General features: G+C 50.4%; 15 protein-coding genes and 1 other annotated feature. Of the genes, 8 read left to right on the top strand and 7 right to left on the bottom strand.

The features are described 5' to 3' along the window. Positions 1 to 17 precede the first annotated feature (17 nt). Both ACFOLF_RS02525 and ACFOLF_RS02520 read right to left on the bottom strand, forming a co-directional pair. Complete coding sequence (locus ACFOLF_RS02525; protein ID WP_210039969.1) at positions 18 to 1,196, bottom strand: acetoin utilization protein AcuC; 1,179 nt, start codon at positions 1,194 to 1,196, stop codon at positions 18 to 20. Between the two features lie 25 nt (positions 1,197 to 1,221). Further along, positions 1,222 to 1,854 (bottom strand): GNAT family N-acetyltransferase, encoded by a 633-nt coding sequence (locus ACFOLF_RS02520; protein ID WP_379113347.1) that lies wholly within the window; start codon positions 1,852 to 1,854, stop codon positions 1,222 to 1,224. A gap of 217 nt (positions 1,855 to 2,071) precedes the next feature. Here ACFOLF_RS02520 and acsA point away from each other — a divergent pair, with 217 nt between their 5' ends. After that, the gene (gene acsA, locus ACFOLF_RS02515) at positions 2,072 to 3,796 is read left to right on the top strand and encodes an acetate--CoA ligase (protein WP_210039970.1); all 1,725 of its coding nucleotides are present in this window, start codon (positions 2,072 to 2,074) and stop codon (positions 3,794 to 3,796) included. 177 nt (positions 3,797 to 3,973) lie between these two features. On the opposite strand, the gene ACFOLF_RS02510 is transcribed toward acsA, so the two are convergent. Then, entirely contained in the window at positions 3,974 to 7,117 is a 3,144-nt protein-coding gene (locus ACFOLF_RS02510) for a transglycosylase domain-containing protein (protein ID WP_210039971.1), read from the bottom strand. A 256-nt stretch (positions 7,118 to 7,373) separates the two neighbouring features. Then, positions 7,374 to 7,653, top strand: a binding site (T-box leader). A 51-nt stretch (positions 7,654 to 7,704) separates the two neighbouring features. Between ACFOLF_RS02510 and tyrS the strand changes: the two genes are divergently transcribed. Beyond that, positions 7,705 to 8,958 carry a tyrosine--tRNA ligase gene (tyrS, locus tag ACFOLF_RS02505; RefSeq protein WP_210040023.1) on the top strand — a complete coding sequence of 418 codons (1,254 nt, stop codon included), beginning with the start codon at positions 7,705 to 7,707 and terminating at the stop codon, positions 8,956 to 8,958. A 143-nt stretch (positions 8,959 to 9,101) separates the two neighbouring features. Here the strand turns inward: tyrS and rpsD are convergent, their stop codons facing one another. Beyond that, positions 9,102 to 9,701 (bottom strand): 30S ribosomal protein S4, encoded by a 600-nt coding sequence (rpsD, locus tag ACFOLF_RS02500; RefSeq protein ID WP_210039972.1) that lies wholly within the window; start codon positions 9,699 to 9,701, stop codon positions 9,102 to 9,104. A 369-nt stretch (positions 9,702 to 10,070) separates the two neighbouring features. Between rpsD and ACFOLF_RS02495 the strand changes: the two genes are divergently transcribed. The 5 genes from ACFOLF_RS02495 to ACFOLF_RS02475 all read left to right on the top strand — a co-directional run bounded on the left by ACFOLF_RS02495 (position 10,071) and on the right by ACFOLF_RS02475 (position 14,816). Beyond that, positions 10,071 to 11,993, top strand: coding sequence for a sensor domain-containing diguanylate cyclase (locus ACFOLF_RS02495; protein ID WP_210040024.1), 1,923 nt, complete (start codon positions 10,071 to 10,073; stop codon positions 11,991 to 11,993). A 148-nt stretch (positions 11,994 to 12,141) separates the two neighbouring features. After that, a complete protein-coding gene (locus ACFOLF_RS02490; protein ID WP_210039973.1) occupies positions 12,142 to 12,876 on the top strand; it encodes a hypothetical protein in 735 nt (244 codons plus the stop codon). Positions 12,877 to 12,944: 68 nt separating this feature from the next. Next, the gene (locus ACFOLF_RS02485; RefSeq protein ID WP_210039974.1) at positions 12,945 to 14,060 is read left to right on the top strand and encodes an aminopeptidase; all 1,116 of its coding nucleotides are present in this window, start codon (positions 12,945 to 12,947) and stop codon (positions 14,058 to 14,060) included. 34 nt (positions 14,061 to 14,094) lie between these two features. Beyond that, entirely contained in the window at positions 14,095 to 14,391 is a 297-nt protein-coding gene (locus ACFOLF_RS02480; protein ID WP_210040025.1) for an HPr family phosphocarrier protein, read from the top strand. Positions 14,392 to 14,528: 137 nt separating this feature from the next. Then, entirely contained in the window at positions 14,529 to 14,816 is a 288-nt protein-coding gene (locus ACFOLF_RS02475; protein ID WP_188992183.1) for a YlaN family protein, read from the top strand. A 145-nt stretch (positions 14,817 to 14,961) separates the two neighbouring features. Here the strand turns inward: ACFOLF_RS02475 and cax are convergent, their stop codons facing one another. After that, a complete protein-coding gene (gene cax / locus ACFOLF_RS02470; protein ID WP_379113349.1) occupies positions 14,962 to 16,023 on the bottom strand; it encodes a calcium/proton exchanger in 1,062 nt (353 codons plus the stop codon). 176 nt (positions 16,024 to 16,199) lie between these two features. On the opposite strand from cax, the gene ACFOLF_RS02465 reads away from it, so the two are divergent. Then, the gene (locus ACFOLF_RS02465; RefSeq protein ID WP_210039976.1) at positions 16,200 to 16,583 is read left to right on the top strand and encodes an Asp23/Gls24 family envelope stress response protein; all 384 of its coding nucleotides are present in this window, start codon (positions 16,200 to 16,202) and stop codon (positions 16,581 to 16,583) included. A 155-nt stretch (positions 16,584 to 16,738) separates the two neighbouring features. On the opposite strand, the gene ftsW is transcribed toward ACFOLF_RS02465, so the two are convergent. Together ftsW and ACFOLF_RS02455 are read right to left on the bottom strand one after the other, a co-directional pair. Further along, a complete protein-coding gene (ftsW, locus tag ACFOLF_RS02460) occupies positions 16,739 to 17,908 on the bottom strand; it encodes a putative lipid II flippase FtsW (protein ID WP_210039977.1) in 1,170 nt (389 codons plus the stop codon). A gap of 16 nt (positions 17,909 to 17,924) precedes the next feature. Next, the gene (locus tag ACFOLF_RS02455) at positions 17,925 to 18,269 is read right to left on the bottom strand and encodes a YugN family protein (protein WP_210039978.1); all 345 of its coding nucleotides are present in this window, start codon (positions 18,267 to 18,269) and stop codon (positions 17,925 to 17,927) included. Positions 18,270 to 18,451: the final 182 nt, after the last annotated feature.

The raw sequence follows: 18,451 nt of genomic DNA, 5'->3' as shown, positions 1-18,451 counted from the left end.
GGATTGTTCCCACGCAGCTATAAGTCCTGCACGACAATTTCACTGGTCCGGCGGTTGGAGGATTCGATTTCGGTACGGCGCGGCATCGGCGGCCAGCTCCTTGTATCATCCATCCAATGCGTCGGCAGCGGCTCCGGACTCTCCTTGAAATAACGGTTCAGCCAAGAGGCCGGGAGAGGCACGTCGCTGTGCTTCTCAGCGAGAGCGGCAGAGATGGGGTGATTAATCATCTCCAGCCATACAAGCGCCCAGGCACGCGGTACAACGCGCCAAATATCATATCCGCCCCCTCCGACAGCTACCCAGCGTCCTTCCGCATATTGATGGGCAAGCGCATGAATAATGGCAGGCATCTCCTGATAAATGCGCATGCTGCAGTGGGTATGCGACAGCGGATCAAAGGCATGTGCGTCGCAGCCGTGCTGGCTGACAATAATATCAGGCTTGAAGGCGGCCGCCACCTTGCGGATCGAGGCTGTGAAGCTCTCCAGCCAGGAATCGTCTTCCGTATACGGATCTACCGGGACATTGAAGTTGGCGCCATAGCCATGCTCCGCACCCCGTTCATGGACAAAACCCGTTCCGGGAAAAAGAAATTTGCCGGTCTCGTGAATAGAATACGTGCACACTTCGGATTCATTATAAAAGGTCCACTGAACACCATCGCCATGATGGACATCAGTATCAATGTAGAGCACCCGTACGCCATACTGCTTTCTGATATGGGCTATCGCGATAGAAGCATCATTATATACACAAAATCCGGACCCATGGTCGGGAAACGCATGATGCAGTCCGCCGGCCATGTGATACGCATGTAATGTTTGTCCGGACATCACGAGGTCGGCTGCGAGTACGGAGCCGCCGACAATGGCCGAGGCTGCTTCATGCATGCCGGGGAAAAAAGGGGTGTCCTCGGTCTGCAGACCGTAAAGCTGCGCTTGCCGCACCCACTGCTCCGGCGGCGGATCAAGGCTGAGCTGCTTCACAGCTTCAATATAGTCGCTGCGGTGAACGAGCGCGAGAATATCTTCCGATGCCGGCGATGCGGCGACGATATCCTGTGCCTGCAGCGCATTCACTTCCTGCAGCAGATCGATAGCCAGAGCAAGCCGCTGAGGATTAAAGGGATGCTGTTCATTGAACTTATACCGGGACGCGCCCGGATGATGGATAAATACGGCGTTGGCCGTCATCGGACTTCATCTCCTTTCTGACTGACTAGTACATGAATCTCTGGCGAAAACGGACACGGTCAAATTGCTCGACCGAGGAGAGGGGAACTTCCCTGCCGATGCGAACCATCAGGCAATTGGCGGGGTGCGAACAGATTTCCGGATCATCTGTCGCAAACCAGATCATCCCTACGGACTTCATCAGCCTTTCCATCATCGCACGATAATCCCATACGTTCAGACCCGTGTTTTCAAGATCCCAGTGCCAATAATATTCAGTTGTATAGACTATAGCGTTCTCCAGCTGCTCTTCTGCAAAAGCTGTCTCGATCAATCGTTTCCCGAGGCCCAAGCCCCGATAGCTGTTTGCCACTTCAATCGCTCCGAGCTCGATCAGATCGTCCATTCCTCCTTCCGACCAGCGCTCCAGCTCGTCCGGGTAATGAAAGGTGACATAGCCAACGATCGTTTCCGCGTCTCTGACGGCGATAATCCGCCCTTCCGTAAGTTCGGCAATTTCGACCAATGCCTTATGCTGCTCGATCGGCCTGCGAAAAGCATCCAAGTCGGGGTGGAGGACATATCCTGACAGAATATCTGCAGGGATCGGCCCTTCAATCACAAGCTCCCGGTCCTGGCAGGCCAGGCGCCGAACCTGCATTATTTTGCGATGTTCCAACAGTCATGCTCCTTTCGGGATCACCTTTACTTATAACAAATAATCAGTGTGATGAAAAGGATGGTTGAACCATCGGAGCCTATGTTATAATATGAAAGCGTATTCTGCTTCCGAGGCGGTTTTTGTATGTTTTTCACCCTAACTCAGCCGCAACAGGATGGCGTCAGCCGCTTCTTTTTGGCAGAATAGTTTTACAATGGGCAGGAGGATGATGATTATGTTAGATATGCATCAAGAACGGATACCCGCAACGGCTTCCGGCTCCAACATGACAAATTATGACGAAATGGCAAAGCAGTTCAGCTTCGATCAGATTGAAAAGCAGTTTTCCTGGAATGAAACCGGCAAAGTGAACATGGCATTTGAAGCGATTGACCGTCATCTTGAACAAGGTCTCGGCGGGAAAACCGCCCTCTATTATAGCGATAACGCTCGGGACGAATCCTACACCTTTGAACAAATGTCCAAACAGTCGAACCGTTTTGCGAATGTGCTTCGCAGTTTGGGCATCCAGAAGGGTGAGAGGTTATTTATTTTCATGCCGCGCACACCGGAGCTGTACTTCAGCCTGCTCGGCTCGCTTAAGGTAGGAGCTGTTGTTGGGCCGCTGTTTGAAGCCTTCATGGAGACCGCTGTCAAGGACCGGCTGCAGGACAGCAGCGCGACAGCTATCGTCACCACACCAGCGCTGCTCTCACGGATTCCTCGTGCAGAATTGCCGGATTTGAAGCATATTATCGTATATGGCGAAGACGTGGAAGCAAGCGGGATCGTTGTTGATTACAAGAAAGAAATGGCTAAGGCATCCGACGCAGCGGAGATTGAATGGCTCGATCGGGAAGACGGGCTTCTGATTCATTATACGTCAGGCTCCACAGGCAAGCCGAAGGGCGTATTTCATGCCCAAAACGCAATGATACAGCATTATTTCACCGGACGCGTGGTGCTGGATCTGCAGCCGGATGACATTTACTGGTGTACTGCCGATCCGGGATGGGTCACCGGAACCTCATACGGGATATTCGCGCCATGGCTGAACGGGGCAACCAATGTTATCCGCGGCGGACGGTTTAGCCCGCAGGACTGGTATAAAACAATCGAGAAATATAAAGTAACGGTGTGGTACAGTGCGCCAACGGCTTTTCGTATGCTCATGGGCGCAGGCGACGATGTCGTGAAGGAATTCGATCTGTCGAGCCTCAGACATGTGCTCAGCGTGGGCGAGCCTTTGAACCCTGAAGTGGTTCGTTGGGGATTGAAGGTCTATAATCAGCGTATTCATGATACATGGTGGATGACGGAGACAGGGGCGCAGCTGATTTGCAATTATCCAAGCATGGACATCAAGCCAGGCTCAATGGGGCGGCCGCTTCCAGGCGTACAGGCATCCATCATTGACGACAGCGGCAATGAGCTGCCGCCGTACCGGATGGGCAATCTTGCGATACGCACGCCTTGGCCATCCATGATGCGCAAGGTCTGGAATAATCCGGCCAAGTACGAAGAATACTTCCGAATTCCCGGCTGGTATATTTCCGGTGATTCCGCTTATAAGGACGAGGACGGGTACTTCTGGTTCCAGGGCCGAATCGATGATGTCATCAATACGGCGGGAGAGCGTGTTGGTCCCTTCGAGGTGGAGAGCAAGCTGGTTGAGCATCCGGCAGTTGCCGAAGCCGGCGTAATCGGCAAGCCTGATCCCATGCGCGGCGAGATAATCAAGGCGTTTGTGGCGCTCCGTGAGGGCTATGAGCCTTCGGAAGAGCTGAAGGCGGATATCTCCCGCTTCGTCAAGGAAGGGCTCTCTGCGCATGCTGCACCGCGCGAAATCGAATTCAAAGATAAGCTGCCCAAGACCCGCAGCGGTAAAATCATGCGGCGTGTACTGAAGGCCTGGGAATTAAATCTGCCGACAGGCGATTTGTCGACCATCGAGGATTAACCGACATTTAGTAAGCAGCAAGCCATTATCCTTATAGTATTCATGCTTCTACACAAAAAGCCCGCCCCTCTGACGTTTATGCAGAGGGACGGGCTTTTTGCTGAGCGTTCACCAGGGGCAGCGTTGTGAAGAAACCAGGCTTCACCGCCAGAGGACGGCAAAGCCTGGTTTCTATTGTTATTTCAGCTGAACGGTGTATGAAGATGCGGATTCGCCTGATTCATTGACCGCAGTAACCCGGAAATAACCGCTTGTGATTGTGGACAGATATTCGAACCTGGCTTCAGCCGTTGAACCGAGTCTGGTGAACTTTCCGCTCTGGTCGGTGCTGTAATAGACATTGTACGAGGTTACGTTCTCGGCAGCCGTATTCGTTTCCCATGTCAGCTTGATGCCGATATCGGTAACTTCCCCTTTAATGCCGGCAGGTGCGGATGGAGGCGCCACTAGATTTTGGCCCGTGTTCCCTTGGTCGATCGTGACGGCATCGCCCTGTGATGTTCCTTCAGATTGATTGACAGGCGTGCCTGCACCCTCATCCCCAGTGCCTGGTATTGACGGTGGTTGAATCGGCGGAATCATCGAATTATTGGAGCCCACAATTGCACTTGGTGCCGATTCATGTCCTCCTACGTCAACAGCAGTAATGTAATAACGGTAAGACAGACTTGGCGTAATCGAATTGGTAAATTCGGTGTCTGCGCCGGCCAACACAGGCGCGCCTGCAATTTTATAAGGCTCTTCATTGAGAGAACGGTACAGACGATAGCCGACGACGTCTGCTTCCGGCGATTTGCTGAACGATATTTGATTGGAGCTTTTCCCCGGAATAGGCTGCAGCCGGACATTAGCAGGCGGAGTTGGCGCGCGGCCGTCCTCAACCCGTGGATCCACCTTGGATGGGGCATCTTTACCCGCATCCGCCGGCAGATAAGAACTCATGGAACGTCTGCTGCTTGCCGGCAGCTTCGCCTGCGCCGCTGAAATCTCAGACATGAGCTCGTCAAGCGGCTTCTGGCGTTTGATGACAAGCTGTTCGCTGACCATGTCCGAAGGCGTCGATGGCTGCGGTACATAGTTAACGCCATTGAATGTGATATAGGCCATATTAACAAGGGCATCATCCGATTCTTTTGGCAAATATTTTTGGTTGAAATAGTCGGTGACCAATTTTCCTGCCTGTCTGGTCAGATCGGTAGGCAGCTTTCCGCTTACGCTGGATACGGTCGCTTTAACAATGCCGGATGGCTTCTTGAATGCCTCCGTCGGGAACAGGTCAGGCCTGTCCTTGGTGACCGAATTCATGATCAGGGTCCAGATGGATCTGGCCCGTGCCCGCCCATCCTTGGACAGGGTATGGACCTGCTCCTCATATCCCGCCCAGACGCCAAGCGTGACATCAGGCGTGAAGCCCATAAACCAGACATCTCCGTAATCCTGGGTCGAGCCCGTTTTGCCGGCAACTGGAATTTTGCCATAGCCGGTAAAATTGGAAGCAACGGAATGTCCCGTACCGCTGGGATCGGAGATAACAGTCCGCAGCATATCGGTCATCAGAAATGCAGTTTGCTCCGAGAACACGCGAGTGGGTTGATTCTTGTGCTCATAAATAATATTGCCCTTGTCATCGGTAATTTTACTGATCATGTAAGCGTCATTGAACACCCCGTTATTCGGAATGCTGCCGTAAGCATTCGTCAATTCCTCTACGGATACGCCGACGCTTAGTCCGCCGATTACTCCTGTCTGCGCATAATCGTCTTCAGGCTTAATGGAGGTTATGCCCAGCTTGCGCGTGAATTTCCACGCCTCCGGAATCGTCACCATCTCATTGAAAACCTTGAGCGCCGGCAGATTCATGGAGCGGTTCAGGGCTTCCCTGGCTGTAACCAGACCGGCAAAACGCTTGTTGGAGTCCATCGGGATATGAAAGCCTTTCTGCCCATCCTTCAGCACCATAGGCGCATCGTCAATAATGCTGCCGGGCTGGACCAGCCCTTTTTCAATAGCTGGCAAGTAGGCAGAGATCGGTTTCATGGTGGAACCGGGCTGGCGGGTCATCTGTGTGGCATGATTCATCTGCTCCGTATAGAAATCGCGGCCCTCGATCATGCTCGTGATTGCCCCTGTTTTATGATTGATCATGACGGCGGCGATTTGCTCCATGCCTTTTTCTTTGCTGTCCGGCGTGAAGTTATCGGGATCATTGCTGATTTGGTGCATCAAATTATATACACGCTTGTCAATCGTCGTATAAATGCGGTAACCCCCGCGGAGCAGCTGGCTTCGAGACTCTTCCAGCGCCGGGGCATTTTCCTTCTTGCGGACATCGCTCTGTGTCAGGCTCGGGTCCTTCTGCATCAGCAGAACCTCTGCAGCCTGGCGCTCCGCTTCAAGCATCAAATAAGGAAACGTGGAGTAAGCCTTTTCTGTTGGCTTGGCAAGGGATGAACGCAAGTCGAATGCCAACGCTTCATTATATTCATCCGAGGTGATGCGTCCGGTTTCCAGCATATATTTGAGCACATTATGCTGGCGCTCCACGGCAAGCTTGAAGCCGCCTTCGTCGAATTTTCCTTTGCTTGTGAAAGCCGCATATGCGGAGGGGCGCTGCGGCAATCCAGCCAGGTAGGCCGACTGTGCGATATTCAGCTGTTTCAAATCGACAATATTAAAAATACCCTTGGCCGCAGCCTGGATTCCATAAAGATTATAGCCGCTGTTGCCAGTGCCGAATTGAACCTTATTCAAATAGGCGGTTAAAATTTCGTCCTTGGTCAGAAAGCGCTCAAGCCGCAGGGAGAGAAAGATTTCTTTCGCTTTTCGGCTGTCCGTCTTATCCAGTGTAAGAAAGACTTGACGGGCCAGCTGCTGTGTCAATGTACTGCCGCCTGTTTGTGTATCTTCATTAAGCAGCTTCTGCTTGACGGCGCGTCCCAAGCCGTTGACGTCGACACCGATATGATTGTAAAAATTATTATCCTCTGTTGCCAATACGGCATTAACCACCTGATCGGGTATTTCCGCGCGGGTTACAATTCGACGGTCTTCTTCGGTACGAAGCTGACCGACAGGTGTGCCGTCATTGAAGTATACGAAGCCCGTAGTAGCATTCTCGTCGATTTTCTCTTCTATTTCGGCGCGTGAACGGATCGGTTCGTCTTTGACGAACGATGCGACATAGCCGGAGGCGATGCCTCCTGCAAACAAGCCGATCAACAAGCCGAATATGAACAACCATTTGACGGTAATGAGGGTCACAATTCCGAATGTCCGCCATTTGCTGTGTCCATTCTTGTTCTGCCCTTGGTCTTGATCCATATGTACATAACTCCTCCTCCGATTAACAGAAATATTATAGCATAAATCCCCAGCAGCGTGCAGTTACAAAGCTGCATTTTGTCAGCTCTCAAGCAAGTTCAGGTTGAAAGGCCCCTTGTATACAGGAGTAAGGATACAAGCCGTCCGTTGACTATAGTCAATGTGTATGATATAACGGGAATCAAGAAGAAACGGCTTTCGCCATTCTTGGCGGCAAGGTTGGTTACATTCCCTGGTTTTAAAAAAAGATCATATCAGAACAGCATTGACAGGTTGCAGTAGGGCTGCGAATTGACGATAACCAGAGAGCCGGTGGCAGGTGTGAACCGGTACGCGCCGCAGCGTGAATTACCACCTCGAGCTGATCGGACGAACTTTCGTTCCCTTATGAAGGGGGACATTCAGTAGTCTGCTTCCGGATGATATCCGTTATGAAATGAAGTGAGAGCTGTTTGAGCATGCATCCTGATTAAATACTTCGGATCATGCAGCTCTAATGAGGGTGGTACCGCGAGCAAATCCTTCTCGTCCCTTGCGACGAAAGGGTTTTTTTGTGTTCAAAATTTTTTGAGGAGTGAATCGGCATGGTGAAATGGGATGAATTGACAGACGGGCAGAAGCAGGAAGTGGAACGACAAATGGACGTGATCCGGCGGGGAGTAGTTGAAATTGTACCCGAGGATGAATTAAAAGCAAAAGTGATTCATGCGGTAGCAACGGGAAAATCGCTGAAGGTGAAGCTCGGTCTTGATCCTTCCGCGCCTGATATTCATATCGGACACACCGTCGTGCTTCACAAGCTGCGTCAATTCCAGCAGCTGGGGCATGAAGTGCAGCTGATTATCGGCGATTTTACGGGGCGGATCGGAGATCCTACAGGCAAGTCGGAGACGCGCAAGCAGCTCAGCGAGGATGATGTCAAGCGAAACGCGGAAACCTACAAGAAGCAGATTTTCAAGCTGCTGGATCCTGAGCGCACCACGGTCTATTACAATTCGGAATGGCTGGGTCCCATGAATTTTGCAGAGGTGGTCACACTCTCGGCGAAATTAACGGTAGCCCGCATGCTGGAACGCGACGACTTTACCAAGCGCTACCAGTCAGGCCAGCCGATCAGCATTCATGAATTTTTCTATCCTTTGATGCAGGGCTATGATTCCGTTGCCCTTGAGAGTGATGTCGAGCTAGGCGGAACCGATCAGAAATTCAATGTTCTGATGGGTCGCACACTGCAGAAGGAGTATGGCAAAGCGACGCAAGCTACTATTATGATGCCGCTTCTGGAAGGTCTGGACGGCGTACAAAAAATGAGCAAAAGCCTCGGGAATTATATTGGAATCGATGAGGAGCCCAATGAAATTTACGGCAAATCGATGTCCATACCGGACGAGCGGATGGTAAAGTTCTATGAGCTTGCTACAGATATGAGCAATGAGGAGCTTGCAGAGCTGCGCATTGGTTTGGAGAACGGGTCCAGACATCCGCGGGATGTGAAGATGCAGCTAGCCCGCACATTCGTGCGTATGTATCACGGTGAAGAAGCCGCAGAGGCAGCTCAGCAGCATTTTGTTACGGTATTCCAGCAGCGGGCTCTTCCGGAGGATATCGAAACGGCCGTTCTGCCGGCAGCTGAGCTTGAGGAAGGGCGCATCCGAATTGTGAAGCTGCTGACGACGCTCGGCCTTCAGCCATCGGGCAGTGAAGCCAAGCGCAGCGTTCAACAGGGTGCAGTCCGGATAAACGAGCTGAAGATCGATGATCCGGGCGCAGAGGTGTTGGTATCCGAAGGTGATGTTATTCAAGTGGGCAAACGCAGATTCGCCAGAATTACGATTCAATAGCAGAGGCCTGACCTGGTGTAAACGCCGGGCAGGCTTTTTTTCAAAGTCATAAGCAAGTATAGATTTCTGAGGGGGAAGAATACATGCTTATAAACATAAAGAAAAGAACGGCCCGGGAAGGACCGTTCTCATGTTGATTGGGATTAACGGCTGTAGAACTCGACGATTTGTTTCTCATCGATTTCTTGTGGAAGCTCAGCACGTTCTGGAAGGCGAAGGTACTTGCCTTCTACAGCAGTATCATTGAACTCCAGGTAGTTAGGAAGGAAATTGCGTCCTTCCAAAGCTTCTTTAACGGATTTGATACCGCGGCTGCGTTCACGAAGACCGATTACATCTCCGATGGAAACAGTGAAAGATGCGATATCCACTTTCTTGCCGTTTACCGTGATGTGGCCATGTGATACCAGCTGGCGGGAACCGGAACGGGAATTAGCAAATCCAAGACGGTAAACGAGGTTGTCCAGACGGCTCTCAAGAAGGGCCATAAAGTTTTCCCCGGAAATACCTTTCATTTTGGAAGCTTTATCAAACAGGTTGCGGAACTGCTTTTCATTCATGCCATACATATGGCGCAGTTTTTGTTTTTCTTGCAATTGAATGCCATAACCGCTCATTTTTTTGCGTTGGCCTGGACCATGTTGTCCCGGTGGAAATGCACGTTTTAATTCTTTACCAGTACCGCTTAAGGAAATGCCGAGGCGGCGGCTTAATTTAAACTTAGGGCCCGTATATCTTGACATGTGTCGTAAAACTCCTTCTTCAAATGGGATGTTTGAAAATGGGTGTTTCGCCGAGTACTGTCTGCGCTTAAACGACAATCGATCAAGTCCTGACAGGCATGTTCAGCCGCAGTCCTGCCAGAGACAGCCTCAATGAGGGTGACACAAAACCGTTCCCATATATTCAACTATAGATATTATATAAATGTAGGGGATAAAGTCAAGTAAAATCAAGGAAATAATCAAATCTTACATACCATGGCAGAATATGAATCTAAAGTCCTATATCCTTATGACTAAAGTAGTGCATATTTTCAGAGATTGAAGTATGATAGATCATATCCATCCTGTTGTGATCCTTGCTACATAGAGAAGAGGCGATGCTGTTTGATGAAGAACTTTGTTCGTGCAGACAACCCGATTCTAAATGAACGCTTGTCCGGGAATGAACAAGCATTGCCGCTGCCGTCCCTCTGGTTTGCGAACGAGGATATTTATGAAGAGGACCAAACGCTTCTGACGGGTCTGCTCCGGAGCAGCTTTCAGGACTGGTTAAACGAATCTGCGGGTTCTCCGTTTCTGGACGGTTTCCTTTTACTGACTGATCCACGTGGACAAATAATCGCAGCATCGGATCAAGCGAATCCAGATCAATTCATCTCCCATGATCTTCGGCAATTGGCCGAAGAGGCTTCTATAAAAAGAAAGAGTCTGATCAGCGGCGGAATTCTGGTTGTGCCGCTTTTGAAAAAAAAGAACGAGGACTGCCTTGCTGTTTTGCTCGCAAACAATCTTTCCCCCGCCCAAAATTTTGCTGCGCTGCTCGAAACGGCGGCACTTCATTTTCGCGTGCTTTTCTACTCTCATCTCGAGAGGGTGTTTGTGCAGAATTTATTGATCCGGCAGCAATCAAGCGAGAAGGAAGCTTTTCGAAGGGATACGCTGTTTCAGACGGCCAAGCGGCTGCATGACCAGAATGAAGTCACCTCGGTGCTGAATGTCCTTCTTGTGGATGTGGAGAACCTGTACCCGCATGCCGAGGTCGATCTGTACTTATCGCAGGATCATGTTAATGGCGACCCTCGCGTAAAGCCGCTCATGCTCAGGCATTCCGCAGCCGATCTCTATGCACAGGCTTTTCTGGAGGGCAAGCCTGTCATGGAATATGAGGATGATGCTCTATTCAAGCTGGCGATACCGATGAGCGGCAAGCAGGCTGTCTACGGTGTTTTAAGTGTGACGATGAAGAAAAAATATTTGGAAGATTCCGATATTGGAGCGCTTGTCATGCTTTGCGATACGGCTGGCTCGGCTTTTGAGAATGCCAAACTGTTCGAGCAATCCAATCTGCTGATCGGGGAGCTTCAGCTTATCAATGAGCTGACGAAGCGGCTCAATCAGTCCCTGCATCTGAAAGAAATCTTTCAGTTTGCAATGAGCGAGCTTTTGCATATTTTCAAAGCGGACTACTGCAATGTGCTGCAGTTGAATAACGAAACCAACGTTTTCAAAATGATGGCGAGCAATTTGCCTTCGGCTGCAAACGAAATATATTCCACATCACATGGTTTTTGCGGCATCGTATACGAGACGAAGGAGCCGCTTATTATTTCCGACTACCAAAGTACGCCGGTCGTGTCGTCCAAGCTGATGGACGGGACGGGGTCGCGCTCGCTGATTGCAGCTCCAATCATGGCCAATACGGAAGTGGTCGGGGTCATCATGGTCACTCACAAAAGTCCGAATTACTTTTCATATGACAACTATAAATTGCTGCAGGTGCTGTCCATCCATATCGGCTTGGCTGTTACCAACGCTTCGCTGCATGCGGAGGTGCGGCGGATGGTCATTACCGATAATTTGACAGGCTTGCGGGCAAGGCATTATTTGAACGAACAGATCCAGGCCAGGCAGCGCAAAGACAAGTGCGGATCCCTTGTTCTGGTCGATATCGATTATTTCAAAAAAGTGAATGACACTTATGGGCATCAGATCGGTGACCGGATTCTGATCAGTGTCAGCGAAGTGATCCGATCCTGCATCAGGGAAAGCGATATCGCAGCGAGATGGGGCGGCGAAGAACTGGCGGTCTACCTGCCGCAAATCCGTTCCGAGCAGGCTTACCGAATCGCCGAGAGAATCCGCAGCCGGGTGGAGATGCTCACGGACCCCTCCGTAACCGTGTCATGCGGGCTTTCAGAATGGGTCTTTGAGGATGATCTGGTCAGTGTGGAATCTCTTTTTTACCGGGCGGATATGGCGCTTTATGAAGCCAAAAACAATGGGCGCAACCGGGTGTTTGTCGGAGCTTGAGCAAAGGATGAAACGTAGGGGTGAGCAAGGGCTGCAAGAGCCCGAAGCTGCCCCTTTTTTGCGTTATTCGCCGGCAGGCCGCATAAAGTGGGCGTTATCAACAGAGGATATTCTTGAAGAAGACTTTGTTGCATGAGGAGAGAAAAGGATGAAACAATATTTTGCCATAATGGTTCTCTGCTTGACAGTGACAGCAGGCTGCGCTTCATCTGTAGAGGACAGATCGCCCAAGGAGCTGCTTGCTCTGACGGTATCGGGTTTGTCCGGCGTCGATCACTATACGTTCAAGGGCACCACGAATATTGCAACAGGGGACGGGATGGTCATAAAACCGTTGTCGTTTCAAGGCACAGTGAAAGATCATGAACGGCTGGAAGTCAAATCGAGCGATATCGGCTCATCGGAGGACGTCATCCATCCCCTGGAGCTGCTGAAACAGATTGAGGACACTGCAAGCGCTGCAGAACTCGTGCCGGCAGAATCGGGAAACACGACTGCTGTTCTGCTGGTGAAGACGGAGGAGAAGGCGGCTGCGGAGAAGTGGACTGCCAAGCTGCGCAGCGAATTCAAGGATCTGCAGAACAGTATGCCGCTTGCGGCGGGAAGCGGGATCCGGCAGCAAAGCACGAAAGCGGAGACCGAAGCCAGTTTCCAAAAGGAATGGCAGGCCGAAATAACCCGATCGGGCCGGCTGCTTGAAGACATGCTGTCTACGCTGCAGGTCAGTTCCACCTATAAATTGATTGTGGATAAGAAACGCTTGCTGCCTTTGCGGCTTCAGGAACATACGATTTTGCGCTATAAGACGCAGGGCGAGCAGCGGCAGGAATCCAGAATTTCAGATATTACCTTTCAGGTATTGTCCGATGCCAAACAGAAATGAACCACTGCTCGTGCAGAGTCACTAAAAAAGTGGTAGGATTATAGAAAAAGAAACAGGAGGTAACTTACATGCGTGATCCGCGTCTGCAAGCGCTGGCTGCCAATCTGGCCGGCTATTCCGTCGATGTTCAGCCAGGAGAGAACATTCTGATCGACATGATAGGTTCGGAGCGCGAGCTCGCGATATGTTTAATTGAAGAGGTAGCCAAACGGGGCGGACGTCCTTTTGTCGAAACAAGCGACCGTTCTGTTCTGCGTGCGCTGCTCAAAAATGCGACCAAAGAGCAGATGGAGCTGTGGGCTTCATTCGATCTGAAGCGCATGGAAGCGATGGATGGTTATATCGCGGTTCGTGCCGGAGAAAATGTAAATGAACTAGCGGATGTTCCAAGCGCCAATATGCTCCTGTACGATCAATTGTACCGCCATCCGATACATCTTGAACGACGTGTAAAACATACCAAATGGGTGGTATTGCGTTATCCGAACGCTTCGATGGCGCAGCTTGCCAATATGCCCACGGAAGCGTTTGAGAATTTTTATTTTGACGTATGCAATCTGGATTATGCCAAAATGGACAGGGCGATGGATCCGCTGGAGAAGCTGATGACAGAGACGAGCCATGTCCGACTGGTGGCGCCTGGAACGGATTTATCGTTCTCCATTCAGGGAATCGGCGCTGTAAAATGCGCAGGTCTGCGCAATATTCCGGATGGTGAAGTCTACTCGGCACCCGTGCGCGATTCGGTGCAAGGAACGATTACATATAACACGCCATCCGTTTATTCCGGAGTGACTTTCGAGAACATATCCTTCACTTTCGATAAGGGAAAGATTGTGAAAGCAACGAGCAGCGACACGGTGAAGCTGAATGAAATTCTGGACACCGACGAGGGAGCAAGATATATCGGGGAGTTTAGTCTGGGCTTTAATCCCTACATTTTACATCCGATGAAAGATACGTTGTTTGATGAGAAAATTGCCGGAAGCCTTCATTTCACACCCGGACAGGCATACGAGGAGACCGACAATGGCAACCGTTCTGCGGTTCATTGGGACCTGGTGCTCATTCAACGTCCGGAGTACGGTGGGGGAGAAGTATACTTCGATGACCGTCTTATTCGCAAGGATGGAAGGTTTGTCGTACCTGAATTGGAACCGCTGAATCCCGAAAATTTGAAATAAAAGCCCCTTGTCTGCGATACGAAATCGGGTTATGATGAATGCAGCTACAGCAATTATAGCAAATGTAACTAAAAATGGAGGGATTCACATGTCCAACAATGCAGCAATCGTTGACATCTCACAGACGGCGAATAAATTCCGTTCGTCCATCGTACTACAAGCCGAAAATAAATATATTGACGTTAAAAGCATTCTCGGTCTATTCACTACGTTGGTTGGCGGACATTCCTATGAACTTCATGTTCACGGTCCGGATGCGGACGATGCCAAAGCAGCCATGGCAGAAGTGTTTGCAAAACACAGCCTGGACATCAAGATTCTATCCGAATAGCCAACCAAATCAAAAAGAAAGCGCTTCGCCGAATAATTGGCGGAGCGCTTTTGTCGTTTTGACCTTGTACATTGTCCCGTTTTCGTCTAATATAAAGATAAACAAGGGCGATAGCTAGACGCACAAGGGGGAGTACGATGTCTTCATCCGATGTTCTCATTCATCTACATCAAAAAGCGATCAATCTCCTTCAGGAAGATGCTTATAAAATTGAGAAGCTGATCGAAGTGCAAATGGAAAACTTGGCCACGAGAAAATGTCCCCTCTACGAAGAGGTATTGGACACGCAAATATATGGCTTCTCCAGAGAAATCGATTTTGCTATTCGGGCAGGGCTTGTTGCCGAAGTGATTGGCAAAGAGATTATCAGCAAGCTTGAGCGCAATTTGGCACAGCTGTATGAAGCTATGAATAACAAGGTTTAGCCGCGGGCAACGCGGTTTTTTTTTGTTTTCAATCCAGCTGCCGGCGGTTTTCCGCTTATCAAGGCCATTTGTTTAAACGGATCACGAAGAAGACGCTCCGCAAGCTTGCGGAGCGTCTTCTTGTGTGCGGCAAAGGGATTTGGCGCTAAACAAGATAAAAGGCAAACCCGAGTATGACATATACGATGATCAACAGAGATCCTTCATACCAGTTCGTCCGCCCGTCCTGGGCTATTGATTTGGCAATAAAGACGGCTACGGCAATAGCAGCCAATTCAATGGGGGTAAATACGATATCCATCGTATTGCCGAATAACAAGCTGATGAAAATAAGCACGGGAGCAACGAACAAGGCAATCTGCAGGCTGCTGCCCACGGCAATTTCCACTGCAGCGCCGATCTTGTTCTTCATCGCCAGCATGACGGCTGCGCTGTGTTCCGCGGCATTGCCGACAATGGCGATGACGAAGGCGCCGACAAACAGCTCCGACAAGCCGAATTTATGGGTAAGGCTGTCCAGCGTGTGGACCAGCCACTCGCTGACGAATGCGGTCATAACCGTAGCGATCACCAGGAAGAGAATAGAGGTCCGCTTGGACCAGGCGGGTTGCTCCCCATGATCCGGTGTTGCTTCCTCCACGTCGGCCAGTACGTCCTTATGGGTGATCATTGAGAACACCAGCCACAGGATATAGGCCACAATCAGAAGTCCGGCGATGGAAAGACTGAGAGTCCGGCTATGCTCGATGGAGAAATGCTCGCTTGAAATAAAGATAGCCGGGATGGCAAGAGCGATAACAGCCAGTATCATCAACGATGAATTGTGGCTGGCCAATTGTACATTGAATCGCTGTTCCTTGAATTTCAATCCGCCGAGAAAGACGCTTGCACCCAGCACAAGCAGCAAATTGCCGATGATGGAGCCGGTGATGCTGGCTTTCACCATATCGAATAATCCTTCCTTGACCAGGAAGATCGCGATAATAAGTTCTGCTGCGTTTCCGAAGGTAGCGTTCAGAAATCCGCCTAATCGCTGTCCGGCGTAGTGGGCCACGCTTTCGGTCGCTTTTCCGAGAAATCCAGCCACGAACAAGATGGCAATCGCGGAAATGATAAATTCGGCAATTGTTCCGAAATGGGCGTAATGAGCGACGCCGCTAAGTACAAACAAACCAATCAATGCTGTGAAAAACAATTTCTGATTCAACGTTCCTGAACACCTCGTCTTTGGATGGGGTAAGTGGAAATCTGATAACACTATAGCGGAAAATACTGGACATGTAAACTGACATCTAAACTTAATCAACATGACGCATTATAATCTTGCTTCGCCAGTTCGCTTCATTTACAATGGAAGCATATTGGAAAAGAGGAGTGTGTGGCATGTCCGATGAAGTTCTTACCGGCATTATTCGAATTGCAGATGATGTAGTCGCCACCATCGCGGGGCTGGCTGCGCTTGAAACTCCAGGGATTGCCGCTATGTCGGGCGGAATATCAGAGGGTCTTGCCAAACGGCTGAGCGGTAAAAATGTTCAAAAGGGTGTAACCGTCGAAGTTGGACAGCTCGAAGCAGCTATCGATTTGCGTGTTATAGTGCAGTATGGCATTCCGATTCAAGAAGTATGCCGCAGGCTGCAGGATAATGTTCGCGAGGCTGTAGAGAACATGACCGGCCTGAATGTCGTGGAGGTTAACTTAAAGGTCGAGGGCGTTGCCTTCAAGGAAGACAACGAAGCGGAAGAAAATATGACCCGAATCAAATAATTCATGAGAAACCGTCCCATGTCCGGGCGGTTTTTTTTGTGCTGGTGGGAGGAAGGATCGGAGCTTTCCTGGCTGCACAAAAAAAAGCCGACAAGGCTCATCGCTTGTCGGCTTTTGAGGATCTTAACCAATCCGGTGCAGAATGGTTCACCAGGTTAGCTGGCGAACCGGTTGCTGCTCTTCTCCGGCTTATCATGCTCGCGGGATATGCTGAGCAGCACACCGATGCAGGCCAGAGAAACAAGCAGGGAGGAGCCGCCATGACTGATGAACGGCAGAGTAACGCCGGTAAGCGGCATGGCACCGGTGACACCGCCGATATTAATGATGGTCTGTACGGCGAGCAGGCCCACTATGCCTACACCTACAACGGTTCCATAGCTGTCAGGACACCGCAGGGCAATGATGAGCCCGCGCCAGAGGAAGACCAGATAAAACAGGAGAAACAGCACACTTCCGATAAAGCCGAATTCCTCAGCTATGACCGAGAAGATAAAATCGCTGTAAGCATAGGGCAGATACTTCAGCTTCTGCACGCTGTGGCCAAAGCCGGCGCCCGAGAAACCGCCGTGGCCCAAGGCTTGGAGAGATCGCGATAATTGATAGGTACTGCCAAGCTCATCGGCCTCAGGATTTGTAAAAGCCGTAAAGCGGTCGATCCGGTAGTTCCAGCCTGCTGGATCCTTCATCATGGAGATGCTTGCCCCGGCAACGACAATCAGCGAAATGACCACGCCGGCAAGGAAGAGCTGCTTCAGGTTGGCGCCGCCCGCTACAATGATGATAATCGAGCATGCCGCTATAACAATACAAGAGCCCAAATCCGGTTGCAGCATAATCAATCCGCAAATAAAGCCGATGACAATAAACACAGGGACAAGCCCTTTTTTGAAATCCCGGAACTTCTCGCCTTTCTTGGTGATCAGCGAGCCCAGGTAAAGAATGAGTCCAAGCTTGGCAAACTCCGTCGGCTGTATGCCGAGCGGTCCGATATTGAACCAGCTGCGCGCCCCGTTGATTTCTTCACTGACGAATGGAACAATCATAAGCATTATGATAACGGGTACAAAATAAAGAATGTAGGCCTTCTTGAAAACGGTGTAGGGAATGTTCATGATGATAAACATGATCCCGGTCCCGAGCACCGCCCAGATCAGCTGCCGTTTGGTGAAATAGAGCGCGTCATAGTTGTAGTTCTCGGATATGACAGCGGTGTTGGAGCTGGCGCTAAAAACCATCACAAGACCAAAACCGACAAGCACAAGAGTCAGGACGAGAAGTAAAAAATCCGGCCTGCCGCGCAGGCCGTTCGTCTTTTGTTTCATCCGAGGAACAAGCCTGTTAGGTGAGTAGTTTCTTTAATTCTTGCAGCCGTTGTGTAGCCGCATTCAAGATCGGCTGCGGAATGGCTGATTCATAATCAAGCCCGTGCGGAAAGGTAGCCCTGCCTATGTATACGGCTTCCACTTTCAGAACGGTGTGCGGCGACTCCAGCTTGCCCTCAATTGCGCGGACATTAAAACGCAAGAAGTAGTCTTCGCGGTTGGCGCTGTCTTCCAGTTTCAAATCATAGGTTGCGCGATAATATTCCCACTGCCAACGGACGAAGCCGAGCTTGTCCGCAGATTCATCGAGATGCGCAAGATCGCTTGTCATGCCGTTTAGGCCAGTATTCTCAATAATCATGGATGGATCCTCCTTCAAACGTAAGGGACGTATCTGTTCTCACTTCTTATCCATGATAGTATTTTTCACTTACTAGTGCAAGCCTGACTCTGGCGCTGTCTGCAGGCCAAAAGTGACAGCTTTACGAAAAATGATCGCCGAAAGCGGCGAAACAACTTTCAGCACCTTCCATCCTTCTGGTA

Origin of the sequence: Paenibacillus sepulcri, from assembly GCF_042647105.1 — a bacterium.
Taxonomy (GTDB): Bacteria; Bacillota; Bacilli; order Paenibacillales; family Paenibacillaceae; genus Paenibacillus_Z; species Paenibacillus_Z sepulcri.
Note: the sequence above shows the minus strand (reverse complement) of the source record. Positions and strands in the feature narration are given on the sequence as shown.